At 70.7% G+C, this 16,706-nt stretch carries 18 protein-coding genes; 8 read left to right on the top strand and 10 right to left on the bottom strand.

Annotated elements, in window-relative coordinates:
• The first annotated feature begins 44 nt into the window (after positions 1-44).
• The 5 genes from A2790_RS02520 (at position 45) to A2790_RS02500 (ending at position 3,883) form a co-directional block, all read left to right on the top strand.
• A complete protein-coding gene (locus tag A2790_RS02520; protein WP_293387267.1) occupies positions 45-488 on the top strand; it encodes an ATP-binding protein in 444 nt (147 codons plus the stop codon).
• 6 nt (positions 489-494) lie between these two features.
• Positions 495-956: an SET domain-containing protein-lysine N-methyltransferase gene (locus tag A2790_RS02515; RefSeq protein WP_293387265.1), complete on the top strand. Its 462-nt coding sequence runs from the start codon at positions 495-497 to the stop codon at positions 954-956.
• Positions 953-2,188 carry a diaminopimelate decarboxylase gene (locus tag A2790_RS02510; protein WP_293387263.1) on the top strand — a complete coding sequence of 412 codons (1,236 nt, stop codon included), beginning with the start codon at positions 953-955 and terminating at the stop codon, positions 2,186-2,188. The genes A2790_RS02515 and A2790_RS02510 overlap by 4 nt, the downstream gene beginning before the upstream one ends.
• Positions 2,189-2,250: 62 nt before the next feature.
• The gene (locus A2790_RS02505; protein WP_293387261.1) at positions 2,251-2,931 is read left to right on the top strand and encodes a TorF family putative porin; all 681 of its coding nucleotides are present in this window, start codon (positions 2,251-2,253) and stop codon (positions 2,929-2,931) included.
• Positions 2,932-2,950: 19 nt separating this feature from the next.
• Positions 2,951-3,883 (top strand): glutaminase, encoded by a 933-nt coding sequence (locus A2790_RS02500; protein ID WP_293387259.1) that lies wholly within the window; start codon positions 2,951-2,953, stop codon positions 3,881-3,883.
• 77 nt (positions 3,884-3,960) lie between these two features.
• On the opposite strand, the gene A2790_RS02495 is transcribed toward A2790_RS02500, so the two are convergent.
• Positions 3,961-4,563, bottom strand: a complete 603-nt coding sequence (locus A2790_RS02495; RefSeq protein WP_293387257.1) for a hypothetical protein — start codon at positions 4,561-4,563, stop codon at positions 3,961-3,963.
• A 671-nt stretch (positions 4,564-5,234) separates the two neighbouring features.
• Complete coding sequence (locus A2790_RS02490; RefSeq protein ID WP_293387255.1) at positions 5,235-6,056, bottom strand: enoyl-CoA hydratase; 822 nt, start codon at positions 6,054-6,056, stop codon at positions 5,235-5,237.
• A gap of 107 nt (positions 6,057-6,163) precedes the next feature.
• Here A2790_RS02490 and A2790_RS02485 point away from each other — a divergent pair, with 107 nt between their 5' ends.
• The gene (locus tag A2790_RS02485; RefSeq protein ID WP_293387253.1) at positions 6,164-6,907 is read left to right on the top strand and encodes a VOC family protein; all 744 of its coding nucleotides are present in this window, start codon (positions 6,164-6,166) and stop codon (positions 6,905-6,907) included.
• Here A2790_RS02485 and A2790_RS02480 read toward each other — a convergent pair.
• Positions 6,904-8,373 (bottom strand): MBL fold metallo-hydrolase, encoded by a 1,470-nt coding sequence (locus A2790_RS02480; RefSeq protein ID WP_293387251.1) that lies wholly within the window; start codon positions 8,371-8,373, stop codon positions 6,904-6,906. The genes A2790_RS02485 and A2790_RS02480 overlap by 4 nt on opposite strands.
• Before the next feature lie 14 nt (positions 8,374-8,387).
• Positions 8,388-9,026, bottom strand: a complete 639-nt coding sequence (locus A2790_RS02475; protein WP_293387249.1) for a TetR/AcrR family transcriptional regulator — start codon at positions 9,024-9,026, stop codon at positions 8,388-8,390.
• A gap of 130 nt (positions 9,027-9,156) precedes the next feature.
• On the opposite strand from A2790_RS02475, the gene A2790_RS02470 reads away from it, so the two are divergent.
• Positions 9,157-11,328, top strand: a complete 2,172-nt coding sequence (locus A2790_RS02470) for a TonB-dependent receptor (RefSeq protein ID WP_293387247.1) — start codon at positions 9,157-9,159, stop codon at positions 11,326-11,328.
• A gap of 6 nt (positions 11,329-11,334) precedes the next feature.
• On the opposite strand, the gene A2790_RS02465 is transcribed toward A2790_RS02470, so the two are convergent.
• The 6 genes from A2790_RS02465 to A2790_RS02440 are packed head-to-tail and all read right to left on the bottom strand — an operon-like array spanning position 11,335 to position 15,681.
• Positions 11,335-11,655, bottom strand: coding sequence for a DUF1905 domain-containing protein (locus A2790_RS02465; protein WP_293387245.1), 321 nt, complete (start codon positions 11,653-11,655; stop codon positions 11,335-11,337).
• 30 nt (positions 11,656-11,685) lie between these two features.
• Positions 11,686-12,330 (bottom strand): carboxymuconolactone decarboxylase family protein, encoded by a 645-nt coding sequence (locus tag A2790_RS02460; protein ID WP_293387243.1) that lies wholly within the window; start codon positions 12,328-12,330, stop codon positions 11,686-11,688.
• A 10-nt stretch (positions 12,331-12,340) separates the two neighbouring features.
• On the bottom strand, positions 12,341-12,730 hold the full coding sequence (locus A2790_RS02455; protein ID WP_293387241.1) for a nuclear transport factor 2 family protein: 390 nt from the start codon (positions 12,728-12,730) through the stop codon (positions 12,341-12,343).
• Between the two features lie 13 nt (positions 12,731-12,743).
• A complete protein-coding gene (locus tag A2790_RS02450) occupies positions 12,744-13,478 on the bottom strand; it encodes a glutathione binding-like protein (protein WP_293387239.1) in 735 nt (244 codons plus the stop codon).
• On the bottom strand, positions 13,475-14,368 hold the full coding sequence (locus A2790_RS02445) for an SDR family NAD(P)-dependent oxidoreductase (protein ID WP_293387237.1): 894 nt from the start codon (positions 14,366-14,368) through the stop codon (positions 13,475-13,477). The genes A2790_RS02450 and A2790_RS02445 overlap by 4 nt, the downstream gene beginning before the upstream one ends.
• Complete coding sequence (locus tag A2790_RS02440) at positions 14,365-15,681, bottom strand: MFS transporter (protein ID WP_293387235.1); 1,317 nt, start codon at positions 15,679-15,681, stop codon at positions 14,365-14,367. The genes A2790_RS02445 and A2790_RS02440 overlap by 4 nt, the downstream gene beginning before the upstream one ends.
• 132 nt (positions 15,682-15,813) lie before the next feature.
• On the opposite strand from A2790_RS02440, the gene A2790_RS02435 reads away from it, so the two are divergent.
• Entirely contained in the window at positions 15,814-16,599 is a 786-nt protein-coding gene (locus tag A2790_RS02435; RefSeq protein WP_293387233.1) for an SDR family oxidoreductase, read from the top strand.
• Positions 16,600-16,706 lie beyond the last annotated feature (107 nt).

Below are 16,706 nucleotides of genomic sequence, written 5' to 3'. Positions count from 1 at the left end.
TGGCAACCGTGAGTCCCCGCAAGGCCCCGGATCGGGCGAGCGATATGGAAGCCGACTTCTCCTATTCGCTCCCGGATGGCGGCGCGGGCCTCTCCGCGCTCCTCGACGCGCTCGAGGCGGCGCTGGCCGCGCGGGACGTACCGCCGACGGCCGCCAGCGCCATCCTGATCGCCGCCGACGAGATCGTCAGCAATGTGCTGGGCCACGGCGGCTCGCCCGCGGTGGAGGTCTCGGCCCGGATCGCCGACGGGACCGTCACCGTCACCGTCGTCGACGACGGCCCAGCCTTCGACCCGCTCGCGGCCGAGACGCCGGACACGACCCTGTCGATCGAGGCGCGCGACATCGGCGGCCTGGGGATTCACCTGGTTCGCAAGCTGATGGACGAGGTCGACTATCGGCGCGACGGTAAGCACAATCGTTTGCGGTTTTCGAAGAGCTTTGCGCCACCCTCGCCGTCTCGACCGAGCGCCGACGAGCCATCCTAGGGCCATATGCCGACATCTTCCCAATCTCCCTCCGCCGGCGTGCAGCCGGACGACACCCTGCAGGTCTGCGACACCGATTCCGAGTACGGGCTCGGCGTCCGCACGCTGGTCCCGCGCCGCAAGGGCGAGGTGATCCACCGCTTCACCGGCGTGATCGGGCCCGAACTCAAGCAGCACAGCCTGCAGGTCAGCCCGGGGCTCCACATCTACGACACCGAGATCATCGGCTTCCTGTCGCACAGCTGCGCGCCCGACTGCCGGCTGGACATGGCCGCGTCTCAGGTCGTGGCCCTGCGCGATATCCGCGCCGGCGACCTCCTGACCATCGACTACGCCGAGACCGAGGACGTGCTCTACCGCCAGTTCGCCTGCCATTGCGGGGCGCCGGCCTGCCGCCATTGGATCACCGGCCGGGCCGAGGCGCCGAACGCGGAAGGCCGCGCCTATCTCGCCACGCTGAAACCATGAGCGCCGCGCCGACCGCATCGGTGGCGTCTGAATTCTGGTGGGCGCGGGACGACCTGGCCTATCGCGAGGGGCGACTGTACCTGGCCGGCCGCGACCTGGCCGCCCTGGCGGCGACCGCCCCGGGGCCGCTGCACGTCTACAGCGAGGCGCGGGTGCAGGCGAACCTCGCCCGGCTGCAGGCCGCCCTGGCGCAGACCGACCTGCCGACCCGTGTCTACTACGCCATGAAGGCCAACCGGTTCGAGCCGCTGTTGCAGAGCCTGGCCCGCGCCGGCCGCTGCGGGGTCGACGTCTGTTCGCCGGCCGAGATGGAGCGCGCCCTGGCCTGCGGCTTTGCGGCGGCGGACATTAGCTTCACCGGGACGGCGGTGTCGAACCGCGACCTGGACCGCCTGCTGGCCCAGCCGGCCCTCACCATCAACTGCGACTCGGTGGGGCAGATCCGCCGTATCGGCGAGCGCGCCCCCGGCCGCGCCATCGGGATCCGCGTCAATCCCGAGCGCGGGACCGGCTACGCCGGCGCCGAGAAGCTGACCTACGCCGGCGAGGCGGCCACCAAGTTCGGGATCTACCGCCAGCAGTGGCCGGAGGCCCTGGCCATGGCGAAGGCGCACGGGCTTTCCATCACCAGCCTGCATTTCCACGTGGGCTGCGGCTACCTCACCCGCGAGCTCGACGCCTGGGACGCGGCGGTAGGGGCGGGCCTGGCGTTCCTGGACGACCTGCCCGACGTCCGCACGGTCAACGTCGGCGGCGGCCTTGGCCTGCCGCACCGGGCGGGCGACGCGCCGCTGGACCTGTCGCGATGGGCAGCCGTCCTCGCGCGCCGCTTTGCGGGCCGGGGCCTCACCGTGGCGGTGGAGCCGGGGGACTACCTCGTCAAGGACGCGGGCGTCCTGCTGCTGCGCGTGGTCGAAGTGGAGCGCAAGCGGGACGTCACCTTCGTGAGCGTGGACGGCGGCTTCAACCTCGCCCCCGAGCCCGCCTACTATGGCCTGCCCTGCGAGCCGGTGGCCTGCGCGCCCCGCAGCTTCGACGCCGGCCAGTGGCGGCCGGTCACCGTGGCGGGCAACATCAACGAGGCCCTCGACATCTGGGCCGCCGACCACCCCATGCCCGAGCTGCGGGAAGGCGACTGTATCGCCCTGATCAACGCCGGCGGCTACGGCGCGTCCATGAGCTCGAACCACTGCATGCGCGGCGACTTCACCGAGATGCTGCTTCCGGCCTGACGCCAAGCTCCCGTTAAGTGAATCGCGTGCTCATTGGCGCCCGGATTTTCCAAGGACCAGGCATGACCTTCCGCACCGCGCTCTTCGCCGCCGCCGCCCTTGCGCTGGCGGGCCCCGTCGCCGCCCAGGAGACGCCGAGCTTCGAGTTCAACCTCGGCGTCGCCAGCGACTATGTGTTCCGGGGCGTGAGCCAGACCGACGAGGACCCGCAGGTGTTCGGCGGCGCCGACGTCTCGGCCGGCCAGTTCTACGCCGGCGTCTGGGCCTCCAACGTCGACTTCGGGGATTCGACCGACCTCGAGTTCGACCTCTACGCCGGCTTCACCCCGACCCTGGGCGTGGTCTCGCTGGACCTAGGCGTCCTCTACTACGGCTACACCGACCAGCCGTCGGGCGCGGACCTGGACTATTTCGAGTTCAAGGCGGCCGGCAGCGTGCCGCTGGGTCCGGCGACCATCGGCGCCCAGGCCTACTATTCGCCGAACTACTACGCAGGCGTCGACCACGCCCTCTACTACGAGATCAACGGCTCCTACTCGCCGACGGTGAAGGTCTCGTTCAGCGCCGCGCTCGGCCGCCAGCAGGTGGACGGCGCCGGCGACTACACCACCTGGAACGTGGGCGTGGGCTATGCGCTCACCGATAACCTTGGCCTCGATCTGCGCTATCACGACACCGACAAGCACAGCTTCGGCGATATCTACGGCAGCCGGGCCGTGGTCAGCCTGAAAGCCACGTTCTAGCGCCGAGGTCCAAAGCCCCATGTCGACCGAGACCCTCGCCCAGATCGTCGCCACGGTCGGCAAGGAGATCGCCGACGCGCACCGGGGCGAGGGCAAGGTCGCCGACTACATCCCCGCCTTGGCCCGGGTGGACGCCAACCGCTTCGGCCTGGCGGTGATCACCTGCGACGGCCAGATGGCCGAGTACGGCGACGCCTGGCTGCCCTTCTCGATCCAGAGCATCTCCAAGGTCTTCACCCTCACCATGGCCCTGCAGCGTATGGGCGAGAGCCTATGGGTGCGGGTGGGGCGCGAGCCGTCAGGGTCGCGTTTCAACTCCATCGTCCAGCTGGAGGCGGAAGGCGGCGTGCCCCGCAACCCCTTCATCAACGCCGGCGCCATCGTGGTGACCGACGCCGTGCTGGCGGGCCGCACGCCGGGCGAAGCGGTGGACGACATCCGCGACACCCTGCGCCGCCTGGCGGGCGCCGACACCATCGATGTCGACAAGGAGGTGGCCACGTCCGAGGCCGCCACCGGCTACCGCAACTACAGCCTCGCCAACTTCATGAAGGGCTTCGACAACCTGCACAGTCCGGTGGAGGACGTGCTGCAGACCTACTTCCACCAGTGCTCCCTGCGGATCACCTGCCGCCAGCTCGCCCGCGCGGGCCTGTTCCTGGCCAACGAAGGCGTCGATCCCCTGACCGGCGAGGTGGTGATCAGCCCCGAGCATGCGCGTCGGATCAACGCCATCATGATGACCTGCGGCCACTACGACGCCTCGGGCGAGTTCGCCTTCCAGGTGGGCCTGCCCGGCAAGAGCGGCGTCGGCGGCGGCATCCTCACCATCGTCCCCGACGTCGCCGCCGTGGCGGTCTGGTCGCCCGGCCTCAACGCCGTCGGCAATTCCCAGGTCGGCACCCTGGCCCTCGAACGCCTCGCCGCCCGCATGCGCTGGTCGGTGTTCTAGTCAGGCGCCGCTTCCGCGCCCCAAGCGGACATGGTGGAGGGCGGTGCGGGGGTGGAAGGGGACGTTCGGAAGTGGGCCTAAGCCTCCAGCAAGCTGACGACCCGCAGGTAGGACTCCACGTATTCACGCCATGTTTGGATCTGGTCCACGGTTATGGTGAAGCTGTGGCGCAGCCCGTCATGGGTCAGGGTCACATTGCACGAGGCGGCTTTGGACGAGAGGACGCCAGCCCCGCACTGCACGTGTCCCTTGTACGGTGCGGGCAGCACCAGCGTGTCGCCCGGCGCGACAACACCGGGCGCTCTCGACACGAAACGCTTTAAGCCAGCAAACTCTCCGGTCGGCTCCAGCGGCTGAAGCGCGTTCCACATAACGTCCGGCGTGCGCGCGTCGCCGATATTGATGATCACGTCACCGACTGGCTGGGGCGTTCGAGCATTATGTGGCAAGTCGCCCAGGTCCTCGAAGATTTGGCGCGGCAGGAACGCCGTCAGATTGCCCGCTGGCGCGACGTTCCAATTGGCAAGCGTCGCAGGAAACTCTCGGAAACGGTGCCCTGCGACCTGGTGCTTGCCGTCCCATGCAAGCGCATCAGCGCCGCGGATCAGCGCCACTTCGTCTGCGGGCCCCCGAGAGCAACTCGCAAGAACCACGCACGCGATCAAGACAAGGCGTTTCATGGCAAACGCATGATCTGCCACCACTTAAGGGCGAGTGTCCGTGCACAGTTAACTCACCCGTTTTGGTCCGCAATGGGTCGGCCCCGGTCATTGCGACCCGTCCGAGAAGCGGACGTGCCGCGCTAGAGCTCGACAGCGGACTTCGCCAACGTCGACGAAGGGTGGATTGCAATCATTCGCCCCCTGACCGTCATCCCGGGCGGAGCGCTCGCCTGAGCGCGGAGACCCGGGACCCAGCCGACGCGACCTTGAAGCTGCGCCACGACGGATGACGCAATCCCGGTCAGGGCCTAGCTTTCGTCGACGGTCGCGCAGGACGCCTTCATCGCCGTCTACATGAAGCTGCAGCTGATCGAGGCCGAGAATCCTGAATGGCGCGATCTATCCGACCCTTGGTTCGAGCAGCCGGAAGGACCGCTGTCGTGGCTGCAACGCCCCTAGGCGAGCGTCGGTGGCGGTGCGGTGGGTCCCGCGTCTGCGCGCTCTGGCGAGCGCTCCGCCCGGGATGACGGAGCGGGGGTGCAAGGGTCGGCGGCCGCAGCAGGTTCGAAAGCACGTTCTGGCCCAGGCGCCGATTTCGGAAGTTCAGATCGCGAGAGCGAGCATTTGCCTCAGGACATCCGCCCGGAGATGACGAGCCTTGAGACGCGCGTTTGGGCGTGAGCGCGACCCTATCGCCCCGTGAACACCGGCTCGCGTTTCTCGACGAACGCCTTGGCCGCTTCTTTGTGGTCGGCGGTCTGGCCGCAGTGGACGTGGTGGGTGGCCTCCAGGTCCAGGCAGTCGTCGACGTCGCCGGCCATGGCGCGGTTCAGGTTCTCCTTCATGTAGCGGTAGGCGATGGTCGGCCCGGTCGCGAGCCGGCGCGCGATCTCCTGGGCGCGGGCCTGCAGCTCGTCGAACTCGCAGACCCAGTTGGTCAGCCCTAGGCGCAGGGCTTCGTCCGCCCCGATCCGCTCCGACAGGTAGTAGAGCTCCCGCGCCTTGGCCGAACCCACCAGCTGGGTCAGGAAATAGGTCCCGCCGTAGTCGCCGGAGAAGCCGACCTTGGCGAAGGCGGTGGTCATGATCGCGCTGGAGGCCATGATCCGCAGGTCGCAGGCCAGGGCCAGGCTGAATCCCGCGCCGGCCGCCGCGCCGGGCAGGGCGGCCAGGGTCGGCTTGGGCATCTTGAACAGCTTTCCCGCGGTGGCGCGCTGGTTCACCCGCTGGCGGTGGATGGCCGCGTCGATGCCGCCCCCGTCGCCGGCGCTTTCGTTGCGGCTGTTCATGCCCTTCACGTCGCCGCCGGCGCAGAACCCCTTGCCCGCGCCCGTCAGCACGATGGCCTTCACCGCCCCGTCCAGCTCGGCCCAGGCCAGGGTCTTGGCCAGGGCGTCGTTCATCTCCCCGGACATGGCGTTGCGCGCATCAGGCCGATTGAGCGTCAGCGTCAGCACCCCGCCGTCCAGGGTGGCGAGCAGGTCGGTCGTGCCGGTGTCGATGTCGGCCATGGCGGGGTCCCTCCGTTGTGGGTTGGCGCAGACGATAGGCCCTGCCCGCTTGACCGTCATCCGGCCGGCGCCTCTAGTTCGCGCCAACGACAAGCGGGAGGACGACGATGCGGCTTCGGCAGATCGCCCTGGTGGGCCAGGACCTGGAGGCCGCGCGGGCGGAGATCGTGGACGTGCTGGGGCTGGGCGCCGCCTACGCCGATCCGGGCGTCGGCAAGTACGGTCTGCACAACGCCGTCTGGCCGGTGGGCGATACCTTCCTGGAGGTGGTCTCTCCCACCCGCGAGGGCACCACCGCCGGCCGCCTGTTGGAGAAGCGCCAGGGCGACGGCGGCTACATGGTCATCCTGCAGACCGACGACCTGGCGGGCGCGCGGGCGCGTGTGGCCGAGACGGGCGTCCGGGTCGCCGACCAGTTCGACGGCAAGGGCGTCTCGTTCACCCACCTGCATCCCAAAGACGTGGGCGGCGCCATCGTCTCGGTGGACTGGATGGAGCCGCGCGAGCGGTGGGAGTGGGGCGGCCCCGACTGGCAGGCCAATGTGAAAACCGACACCTCGCTGGAGATCGTCGGCGCCGAGGTTCAGGCGGACGATCCGGCCGCCATGGCCAAGCGCTGGGGCGAGGTCCTGGGGCTGGACGCGCGCCCCGACGGCCTCAGCCTCGCCCTCGACGGGGGCGAGATCCGCTTCGTGAAGGCCGAGGACGGCCGCGGGGAGGGCCTGCGGGCCTTCGACGTAAAGGTCCGCGATCCGGTGGCCGTCTTCGCCCGCGCCCAGGCCCGAGGCGCCGTCGACGCCGACGGCGAGGTCGTCCTCTGCGGAACCCGCGTGCGCCTGGTCCAGGGCTAGCGGATGCGGCCGATGCGGATGTCCGTGGAGCCCACCGGCAGGGTGTAGAGGCTGCCGTCGTCCGCCAGGTCCCACTCCCCGCGTCGCGCCTCGCCGACGCCGCGGGTGAACAGCCTGCGCAGGACGAAGTTATCCGGGGCCGGCAGCAGGTGGTACAGCACCAAGAGCTTCACCCCGGCCGTGTCGGCCAGCCCCGCCGCCTCGGTGGGCGAGATGTGATAGCTCTGAATGTCCGCCATGATGTGGGCGATCCGCGGCCGCTCCGCCTGGCGCGCGGTGCGCTCCATGTCGGCGATCATCTCGCGGTTCAGCGCCTCGGACAGGAGGATGTCGGCGCCCCGCGACGCGGCGGCCAGGGGCAGGTAGTTGGCCGTGTCGCCCGTGATCACCACCGAGCGGCCCTTGTAGTCGAAGCGGTAGGCATAGGCCGGGTGAACCGGCGCGTGGTTGGTCTCGATCGCCGTGATCTTGAGCTTGCCGTCGTCCAGCAGCACGCCGGTGCGGGGCAGGGGGCCGTCGGCCGCCACCGGAACCGGGCGGGCGACCATCGGCCAGGTGGCCGGCGGCATCATCGCCGCGGTGTGGTGGGCGGTGCGATAGCCCTGGTCCAGGGCATAGGCTTCGTTGAACCCGGCCACCACGCGCTCGACCCCGGGGCCGCCATAGACCGGCAGGGGCCCGGGTCGGCCCTGGACCCAGGTCTGCAGGTTCAGCTCGCCCAGGTCGCCGATGTGGTCCGAGTGGAAATGGGTCAGCAGCACCCCGCCCACGCGGTCCAGGGGCAGGCCCCACTTCAGCAGGTTCTCGGTGGACTCCGGCCCGCTGTCCACGACGTACAGCTTGCCGCCCGCGATCACCCCGACGCAGGCCTTGGCGCGGCTGGCGCTGGGCAGCGGGGCGGACGTTCCGCACAGCACCACGCGCAGGGCGTCGTCCTTCATCAGCGCGTTGTTGTTGTGCCCGACGCCCGCCTTGGCGGCCTGCAGGAACAGCGCCTGCTGCACGCCGGGGATCAGCAGCGCCCCGCCGGCCAGGGCGACCAGGCCCAGCGCCACGCCGGCCGTCCGCAGTCCCCCGCCCGGCCGGGCCGCGGGATCGGCGGGCAGGGCGCGGGCGTAGAGCGCCAGCAGGACGATCGCGATCACCTCCACCCCCAGCGAGGCCGCCTGGCCGCCGAGATCGCCGGTGACTCCCCAGCCGATCAGCCGGCCCGTCGCCGCCGCGCCCAGCACCAGGGCCGCCGCGACAGCCGGCAGCCGGCGGCGTGTCCAGGCGGCCGCGAGGCACAGCGCCGCCAGGGTCAGGAACAGGCCGCCGAAGTCCGCGCGCAGGGTCGCCAGCCCCGGCACGTTCACCGCCTCCAGGTGGAACCCCTGCGCCAGCCGCTGCGGCGCGATCCAGAAGCCGAGGCCGAGCGCGGCGAACAGCAGGCCGTAGAGGGCCACGAGGGCGCGGAGGATGGGCATGGCGAGGCTCCGTTTCAGCCTGGGGCGAAGAGGTCGGCGGCGGCGCGCTCGGCGATGGCCCAACCCTCGGCCGGATCGACGGCGAGGGCCCGCAGCAGGGCGGCCGCCATCTCCCGCGCGAGGGCGCTGGCCTGGCCGCGGCTCTCGTGATCCAGCGCGCGGGCCACGGTGATCTGGACCACGCCCACCGCCATCAGCACCCCCGCCTCCAGCGAAAGGCCCGAGAACCGGCCCGCGGCCAGCCCTGCCTGGATGTCGGCGCGGACGCCGGCGTTCATCGGCGCGTCGGGGATCGCCGCGCCCTGGAAGAGGCGCAGCATCATGCGCACGCCCTCGGGGTGCTCCACGGCCTGGCGGGCGAAGGCGCAGAGGGCGCGGGCCACCCGCTCGGCCGGGTCGGCCACGCCCGCCCCCACATGCGCCACCATCGCCTCCACCGACGCCCGCGCCTGGTCGGCCAGCGCCTGGGCCAGGGCGTCCTTGTCCGGGAAGTGGTTGTAGAAGCTGCCCTTGGCCACGTCGGCGGCGGCCACGATGTCGTCGATGCTGACCCCGTCCACCGACCGTTCCGCAAACAGGCTCTGCCCGGCGCGCAGCAGCGCCGCGCGGGTGCGCACACGCCGCCGGTCCAGGGTTTCCACGTTTCTGACCATATGGTCATTATTGAACTAATCAGTCAGAAACGCAAGGGGCCCGGGCAAGGCTTGCTGCGTTGTCCCGGGCGGGGCGCGTCGGCTATGGATCGCGCCAGCCGCGGGGCACGGCGGCGAGGAGTGGCGTTCGATGACGACTTTGGGGTGGGGCGCCGCGCGCCTGCTGTTCGCCGGCGCCGCCCTGGCGGCGGGTCCGGCGCAGGCGCAGCACGCTCATGAGTCCGTCTCCGAGCTGGTGGTGACCGCCCAGCGGGTCGAGGAGAACGTCCAGCGCGCGCCCGTGGCCGTCAGCACCTTCCCCGCCTCCGCCCTGCGCCGCCAGTCCGTCGAGACGCTGCAGGACATCGCGCTGCGGGCGCCCGGCTTCACCGTCGGGGCGGTGGACCCGATCCAGACCAACCTGGCGATCCGCGGCATCGGCTCCCCCTTCGGCATCAGCCAGAACGCCGGCGGCGATCCGTCCGTGGTGGTCTTCGTGGACGGGGTCTATGCCGGCCGGGGCGGCACGCCGGACATCGACGCCCTCGACCTGGAGCGGGTCGAGGTGCTGCGCGGTCCGCAGGGTGTGCTGTTCGGCAGGAACGCCATCGGCGGCCTGGTCCAGTTCGTCAGCCGCAAGCCCTCGGCCGAGCCCTCGCTGCGCATCGCGGGCGGATACGGAAACCACGACCGGCGCACCCTGACCGCCCGCGGCAACGTCCCGCTCTCCGACACCGTGTTCCTGTCGCTGGGGGGCTCGATCAAGCTGCGGGACGGCTATGCCTTCAACGCGCCCACCGGGCGCCGCGTGGATGACCAGGACCTGCGCACCGCCGCCGCCGCCCTGCGCCTCCAGCCGAGCGCCGACTTGGACATCGTCCTGGCCGCGGACCTCACCGATCAGGACCAGCGCGGCGTTCCCCGCGACAACATCTGCGACGCCACGATCCGGGGCGGGATCCACTGCGCCGGCGTCGATCCCGATCCCCGCGTCACCAACGCCTACATCGACGGCTACCTCCGCCGCTGGCTCCAGACCTACCGCGGCGAGGTGACCTACACGACGCCGATCGGGGTGCTGACCTCGATCACCGCCTGGCGCGCCAGCACGCTGAATTTCCGGACGGCCTTCTTCTCCAACCGGGTGAACCCGCCGAACCAGATCGAGTACACCCAGACCGACCACGAGAAGAACCGCCAGTTCAGCCAGGAGGCGCGCCTGGCGTTCGGCCTCCTGCGGGGCCGCCTGAAGGGCCAGGTCGGCGTCTATTTCCTCGACGAGGACAACAACCGCATCCAGGACGCCCAGCAGGACCTGCCCTCGCCCGCCCAGCGGGGCCTGGCCACCTATCCCCAGGCGGTCGACGGCCGCAGCTGGGCGATCTTCGGCCAAGCCTCGTACGGGATCACCGAGACGCTGGAGGCCACCGTCGGCCTGCGCCAGACCTGGGAACGCAAGCGCGGCCGCTTCATCGGGCGCAAGGTCTCCGGCCCCGGCCAGCCGCCGCCGCTGGCCGCCGACTACGACGTGCGGGCCCGCGAGAGCTGGAAGGCGCTGACCCCCCGCTTCGCCCTCCACTGGCAGGCCACGCCGGATGCGCTCGTCTACGTTTCGGCCACCCGCGGCTTCAAGAGCGGCGGCTTCCAGGGCGTGGCCGGCTCGGCGGCCAGCCAGGCGACGCCCTACGACCCCGAATACGCCTGGAGCTACGAGGCCGGCGCCAAGACCGAGTGGCTAGACGGGCGCCTCGTCCTGAACGCGGCGGTGTTCCGCACCGACTACAAGGACCTGCAGGTCTCCCAACTGGTCCCGCTGTGCTGCGTGGTGGTCGGCAACGCCGCCACCGCCGAGATCGAGGGCGTCGAGCTGGAGTGGATCCTGCGGCCTGCGCCGGGCCTGCAGCTCGACGGGAGCTTCGGCTACCTGGACGCGGTCTTCGAGAGCTTCGCCAACGGCGCCGTGGCCGACTACACCGGCAACGACCTGCCGCGCGCGCCGCGCCACAAGCTGCACCTGGGCCTCCAGTACGGCCGCGAGGTCGCGGGCTGGGGCGTGCTGGGCCGGGTCGACTACACCAACCAGTCCCACATGTTCTTCGATGCCTCGAATGTCGCAGGGCAGAAGCAGGCCGGGTTCGTCAACGTCGACGCCCGCCTCGCCGCCACCTCGCCGGACGGGCGCTGGGAGGTCTCGCTGTGGGGCAAGAACCTCACCGACGAGCTGGTGGCCACCTATGCCAACGGCTTCGCCCCCTACGGCCAGGTCGTGGTCCCCTACGCCCCGCCGCGCACCTACGGCGTCACCCTGGCCTGGAGGATGTGACGGCGATCAGCGGCGGGCGAACCGCACGGTCATCTCGACCGGCACACGATCGCCGGCCGTGACATTGGCGCCCCGCCGCACCGCGTCCTTCAGCGGCAACAGATAGGTCCCGTCCCTTGGGAACAGGGACGTGGTGAAGCCAATCTCGCCGATCCCCGCATCGACCGGGATCACGCCCCAGCCATAGCTCGCCGCCTTGGCGACCCGACGGATCTCGGCCGCGCCGTCCGCGGGCAGGGGCACGAAGAAATAGGGCGAGGGCCCGCGCCAGTGGATGACCTCGCCCTCGAAGCTGAGTTGGAGCTGCGGCTCCTCGGCGGCGGGCATGAGATCTCCTGTCGAAACGCGGGCGCCAGCCTATCGCGCCCGGTTCGGGCTCAGGAAGTCCGAAGCGTTGAAGCCCTCCGGCGCCGCCACCTCCACGATCGGATCCTCGCGGTTGTCGTACTCCATCCGCAGCGCCCGGGTGATCACCGCATGCATCGCATAGAGGGTGGTGATGTAGGTGAACTCGAAGATCTCCTCGTCGCCCCAGAAGGTGCGCAGCTTCTCGAACACCGCCAGCGGCGTGCGGCCGGCGCCGGACGTCAGGCAGTCGGCATAGGCCAGGACCGCGCGCTCCTTGTCGTCGAACACGTCCGCGACGGCCCAGTGCGGGATGGCGGCGATCTTCTCGTCCGAGACCCCCAGGCCGCGCAGCGACTTGCAGTGCTGGGAGAAGACGAACTGGCTGCCCTGCACCCAGCCGGCGCGGGTCTGGCCCAGCTCGCGCAGCACCGGGTCCAGCTTGCGGTCGGGGTGGCGATAGACGGCGAACCCGTCCACGGCGTGCTTGAAGATGTCCGGGGCGATGGCGAACACGGTCCACCAGTCGCCGGGCGTGCCGGTGGCGGTGCCCGGGCTGGCCACCGGGTCGCGGTCGGGGCCGAACAGGCGGTCGTAATAGGCCTTCACGACGTCGGAGGTGACTTCGGAACGGGGGACCTGGCGCAGGACGGGCATGGGGGTTTCCTCAGGCGAACTTGCGGAACTCGGCCACGCGGGCGGAGTCGAAATACTCGTCGAGACGGGTGATCTTCCCGTCCTTCACGGCGCACACGATACAGGCCGGCAGCGCCAGCCGCTCGCCGTCGTGCTTGCGGGTCCCGCGCAGAACGTGCTGCTGCACGAAGCCGCCGGGGAACACCTCCACTCGCCGGTTGTCGTACACCCGGTCGAGAATCCGCGTGACCATGCCGGCCAGGGTCTTGCGGTTGTCCTCCGGCCCCTGGATCTGTTCGTCGGTGTTGTGCCAGATCTCGGCGTCGGGGGCGTAGCAGGCGACCAGGCCTTCGATGTCCCCCGCCTCCACGCAGTCGAAGAAGCGCTTGGCCAGGGCCCGCATCGCGGCGTCGTCGGACATGACGGTCTCCTCTCTAGGCGTCGGGCGCGGCGTACGGCCGGCCCTGCATGTCGTGCTGAAACAGCTGCGCCCACTGCTCGGGCGTCACCGGCATCTTCTTCGAGCCGGACTGGAGCTGGTGGTTGTCGGGCGGGACATAGGCGCCCTCCTGCACCGCCGGCCGCTCGCCGACCCGGGCGAACCAGTCGGCGAGGGCGGGATAGTCCGCGATCTCGATGTCGATGGCCCGCGCGGCGCGGACCCACGACCAGCAGGCGATGTCGGCGATGGAGTATTCCTCGCCGGCCAGGTAGGGCGCCTTGGCCAGCCGCGCGTCCATCACGCCCAACAGCCGCCTGGCTTCGGTCAGGTAGCGGTTCACCGCATAGGCCGGCGGGTCGGGGCAATAGCGGATAAAGTGGTGCGCCTGGCCGTGCATGGGGCCCAGGCCCGCCATCTGCCACATCAGCCACTGGTGCGCGCGATAGCGGGCGCGCGGCTCCTTGGGCAGGAACTGGCCGGACTTCTCCGCGAGGTAGATCAGGATCGCGCCGGTCTCGAACATCGGATAGGCCGCCCCGCCCCCGATGGGGTCGTGATCCACGATGGCGGGCGCCTTGCCGTTCGGGCTGATCGCCAGGAACTGCGGCGTCTTCAGCTCCCCCGCCAGCAGGTTGTAGCGGATGATCCGGTGCGGCAGGCCGGTCTCCAGCAGCATGATCGACAGCTTGTGGCCGTTGGGCGTCGGGACGAAGTGCAGGTCGATCATCGGTTCACCGCCACGTTCATGCGCCGGGCCCCGTTGGCCGCCACCAATCCGGCAATGTCGTCGCCGGGATAAGCCGGATCGGCGGACTCGCCGAACGCGGCCAGCATCTCGGCGAACCCGGCCTCGGCCATGGGTCTCCATTCGGGATGGGTGAAGACGAAGAACTCGCCGGCCTCGATGGCGCGCGCCATCCGCTCGCCGATCCGGCCGGGCGACATGCCGGAGGCAAGGACGCCCGACATGTTCTGCGCGGTCTGGGCCGCGGCGCCCTGTTCGCCGGCGCCGGGCCGCAGCTTGGCGGTGGTGGCGACGATGTTGGTGGCCGACATCCCCGGGCACAGGACCGAGATGCCCACCTGGGTGTCCGCCAGCTCGTTGCGCAGCGCCATGGCGATGCCCAGGGTCGCGAACTTCGAGGAGATGTAGGCCACCGAGATCGGCGGCGGCACGATGGCCACCATCGAGGCGGTGATGGCCAGATGCGCCGGCTCACCCGCCGCCTTCATCGCGCCCAGGAAGGTGCGGCAGGCATAGAGGTGGGCATGGGCGTTGACCGCATAGGCCCACCGCCACACCTCGGTGTCATAGGTCTCGAACGCGCCCGAGCCGCCCCCCACGCCAGCGTTGGAAAACAGGATGCGCACCTGGCCGAACCGGGCGGCGGCCTCGCCCGCACGCGCCCACTCCGCCTCCTCGGCGACGTTCAGGGAAAGGCCCATGGCGTCGGCGCCCTCCGCCCGCAACTCCGCGGCGGCGGCCTCGGCGGCGGATCCGTCGATGTCGGCCAGGATGGGCCGCGCCCCGCGGCGGGCCAGAGCCCGGGCGGTCTCCAGCCCGATCCCGCTCGCGCCCCCGGTGACGAAGGCGGTCTTGTCCTTCAGGTCCTTCATGCGGCGGCCTCTCTCAGAACGGCGTCCGCGTCGCGGCCCACGACCCGCGACAGGGCGAAATAGACACAGGCGGCCAGGACGGCGACCGGGGCGGCGCAAAGGAGGGCCGTGCGCAGCGGCGTCGGCTGCCCGGCGGCGGAGAGCGCATCGCTCATCATGCCGATGGCCAGGGGCCCGCCTCCCAGCCCCACGATGTTGAAGGCCAGCAGCACCAGCGCCGTGGCCGTGGCCCGCGCGCCGACGGGAGAGAGGTTCTGCACCAGAGCCAGGGCCGGGGCCGTGAACATGGTGCAGCACACCATCGGGACCAGCATCAGCAGCAGCGAGCTCTGCCAGGACGAGGCCATCACCGCCAGCGCTAACGTCGGCGCGGTCAGCAGCACCGCGATCCCGGGCACATAGGCGTAGGCGCGCAGGTCACGTTTGCCCAGCCAGTTCACCAGGGCGCCGCCGCCCCAGATGCCCAGGCCCATGCAGAGGCCCGCCGCAGGCCCGAACCAGCGCGCGATCTCGCCGAGCGGCATCCCCTGCACCCGCATCAGATAGGCCGGGATCCAGTTCAGCATGCCGTAGCTGACGAAGGCCGACAGGCCGCTGGCCAGCAGCAGCAGGCGCAGGGTGGGCCGCGAGAGGAACACCTTGAGCGTGGCCGGCAGGCTCGCCGGCTTCGCCCGCGCGGCCTCGCCGTGCCCGGGGTCGAGCCCGCCGCGCAGCGGCTCGCGCACCAGGAGCGCCAGCAAGAGGGCGGCGACGACGCCGATCCCGGCCACGAGAAGGAAGGCGCCGCGCCAGCCGAACTGCTCGGCGGCCCAGCCGCCCAGGCTGGCGCCGATGAATACGCCCAGCGGGCCGTTGACGGTGAAGAGGCCGATGACCGCGGGCCGCTTCTCCGGCGGATAGTAGTCGGCCAGGATCGACAGCGACGGGGCCGTGCCGCCGGCCTCGCCCGTCCCCACGCCGAAGCGCGCCAGGGCGAGCTGCCAGAAGGAACCCGCGAACGCGCAGGCGCCGGTGAAGCCGCTCCAGATCAGGCAGGCCGCCGCCACCAGCCGCACGCGGTTTACCCGGTCGGCCAGCATCGCCGCCGGCACGCCCATGATCGCGTAGAACAGGGCGAAGGACAGGCCGGTCAGCAGGCCGAGCTGGGTGTCGTTGAGGTGCAGCTCCTGGCGGATGGGCTCGGCCAGGACGGACAGGATCTGCCGGTCCACGAAGTTCACCGTGCCGACGGCGGTCAGCAGCAGCAGCGCCACTCTCCGGCCCGGCCGCGCCGCGGCGGGGGGGCTTATCGCGGCAGTCGCGGCCTGGTCCATGTCGCTCCCTTCCGGCGCTGTACCGCGCCTTGCCGGCAACCCTATGGCGGGCCCCGCGAGTGTCAATGAAGTTTACGGTTAGGTTCGGTCCGGACTAGGCTGGCGGCCAAACGGACAGAGGGATGGAACGCCATGGATATCGAGGGCAGGACATGCGTCGTCACCGGGGCGGCGGCGGGGATCGGCCGGGCCGCGGCCCTGGCCTTCGCCCAGCGGCGGGCCAGCGTGATCCACATCGCCGACGTGGACACATCGGGCATGGGCGAGACCGCGCGCCTCATCGACGAGCTCGGCTATCAGACCCGCGTCCGCGCCTGGACCGTCGACCTCGCCGACCTCCAGGCCGTCCAGGCCTGGATGGCCGCCCTGGCCGAAGCCGGCGGCTACGACGTGCTCTACAACAACGCCGGCGTCGTGATGGGCGCGCCGCAGTTCCCCGAGGCGCCGATCGAGCGCCTTCAATGGATCATCGACGTGAACCTGACCTCCCTGGTCGCGGCGACCCAGATCGCCGCCCAGGCGATGCGCGACCGCGGCGGCGGCGTCATCGTGAACACCGTCTCCACGGTCGCCCTGGGCAAGGGATTCTCGGACGCCATGTACGCCACCACCAAGGCCGGCGTGATGATGTTCACCCGCTGCTGCGCCGGGCTGAAGGAGAGCTGGAACGTCCGCGTCTGCGGCGTCCTGCCGGGCCTGACCAAGACGCCGATCCTGAAGAAGACCGGGGCGGACGGCGACTACGCGCCCTGGATGGCCCCGATCCTCGCCAACAACGCGATGTGCATGCCGGAGGACATCGCCGCCGCCGTGATCGACATGGTCGAGGACGACAGCCTCCCCGGCGGCGACTGGGTGGCCGTGCGCCACGTGGACGGCCGGATCGAACGTCAGTGGGGTCACGACGAGGGCGGGTGAAGTCATTTCCTCTTCGTTCGTCATGGCCGGGCCTGTCCCGGCCATCCAGATGCGCCGAACGCCCAGGCAAACCCGTCGACGCCCGCGCTTCTGGATCCCCGGGACGA

The sequence above is a fragment of the Phenylobacterium sp. RIFCSPHIGHO2_01_FULL_69_31 genome (assembly GCF_001824475.1).
Lineage (GTDB): Bacteria > Pseudomonadota > Alphaproteobacteria > Caulobacterales > Caulobacteraceae > Phenylobacterium.
Note: the sequence above shows the minus strand (reverse complement) of the source record. Positions and strands in the feature narration are given on the sequence as shown.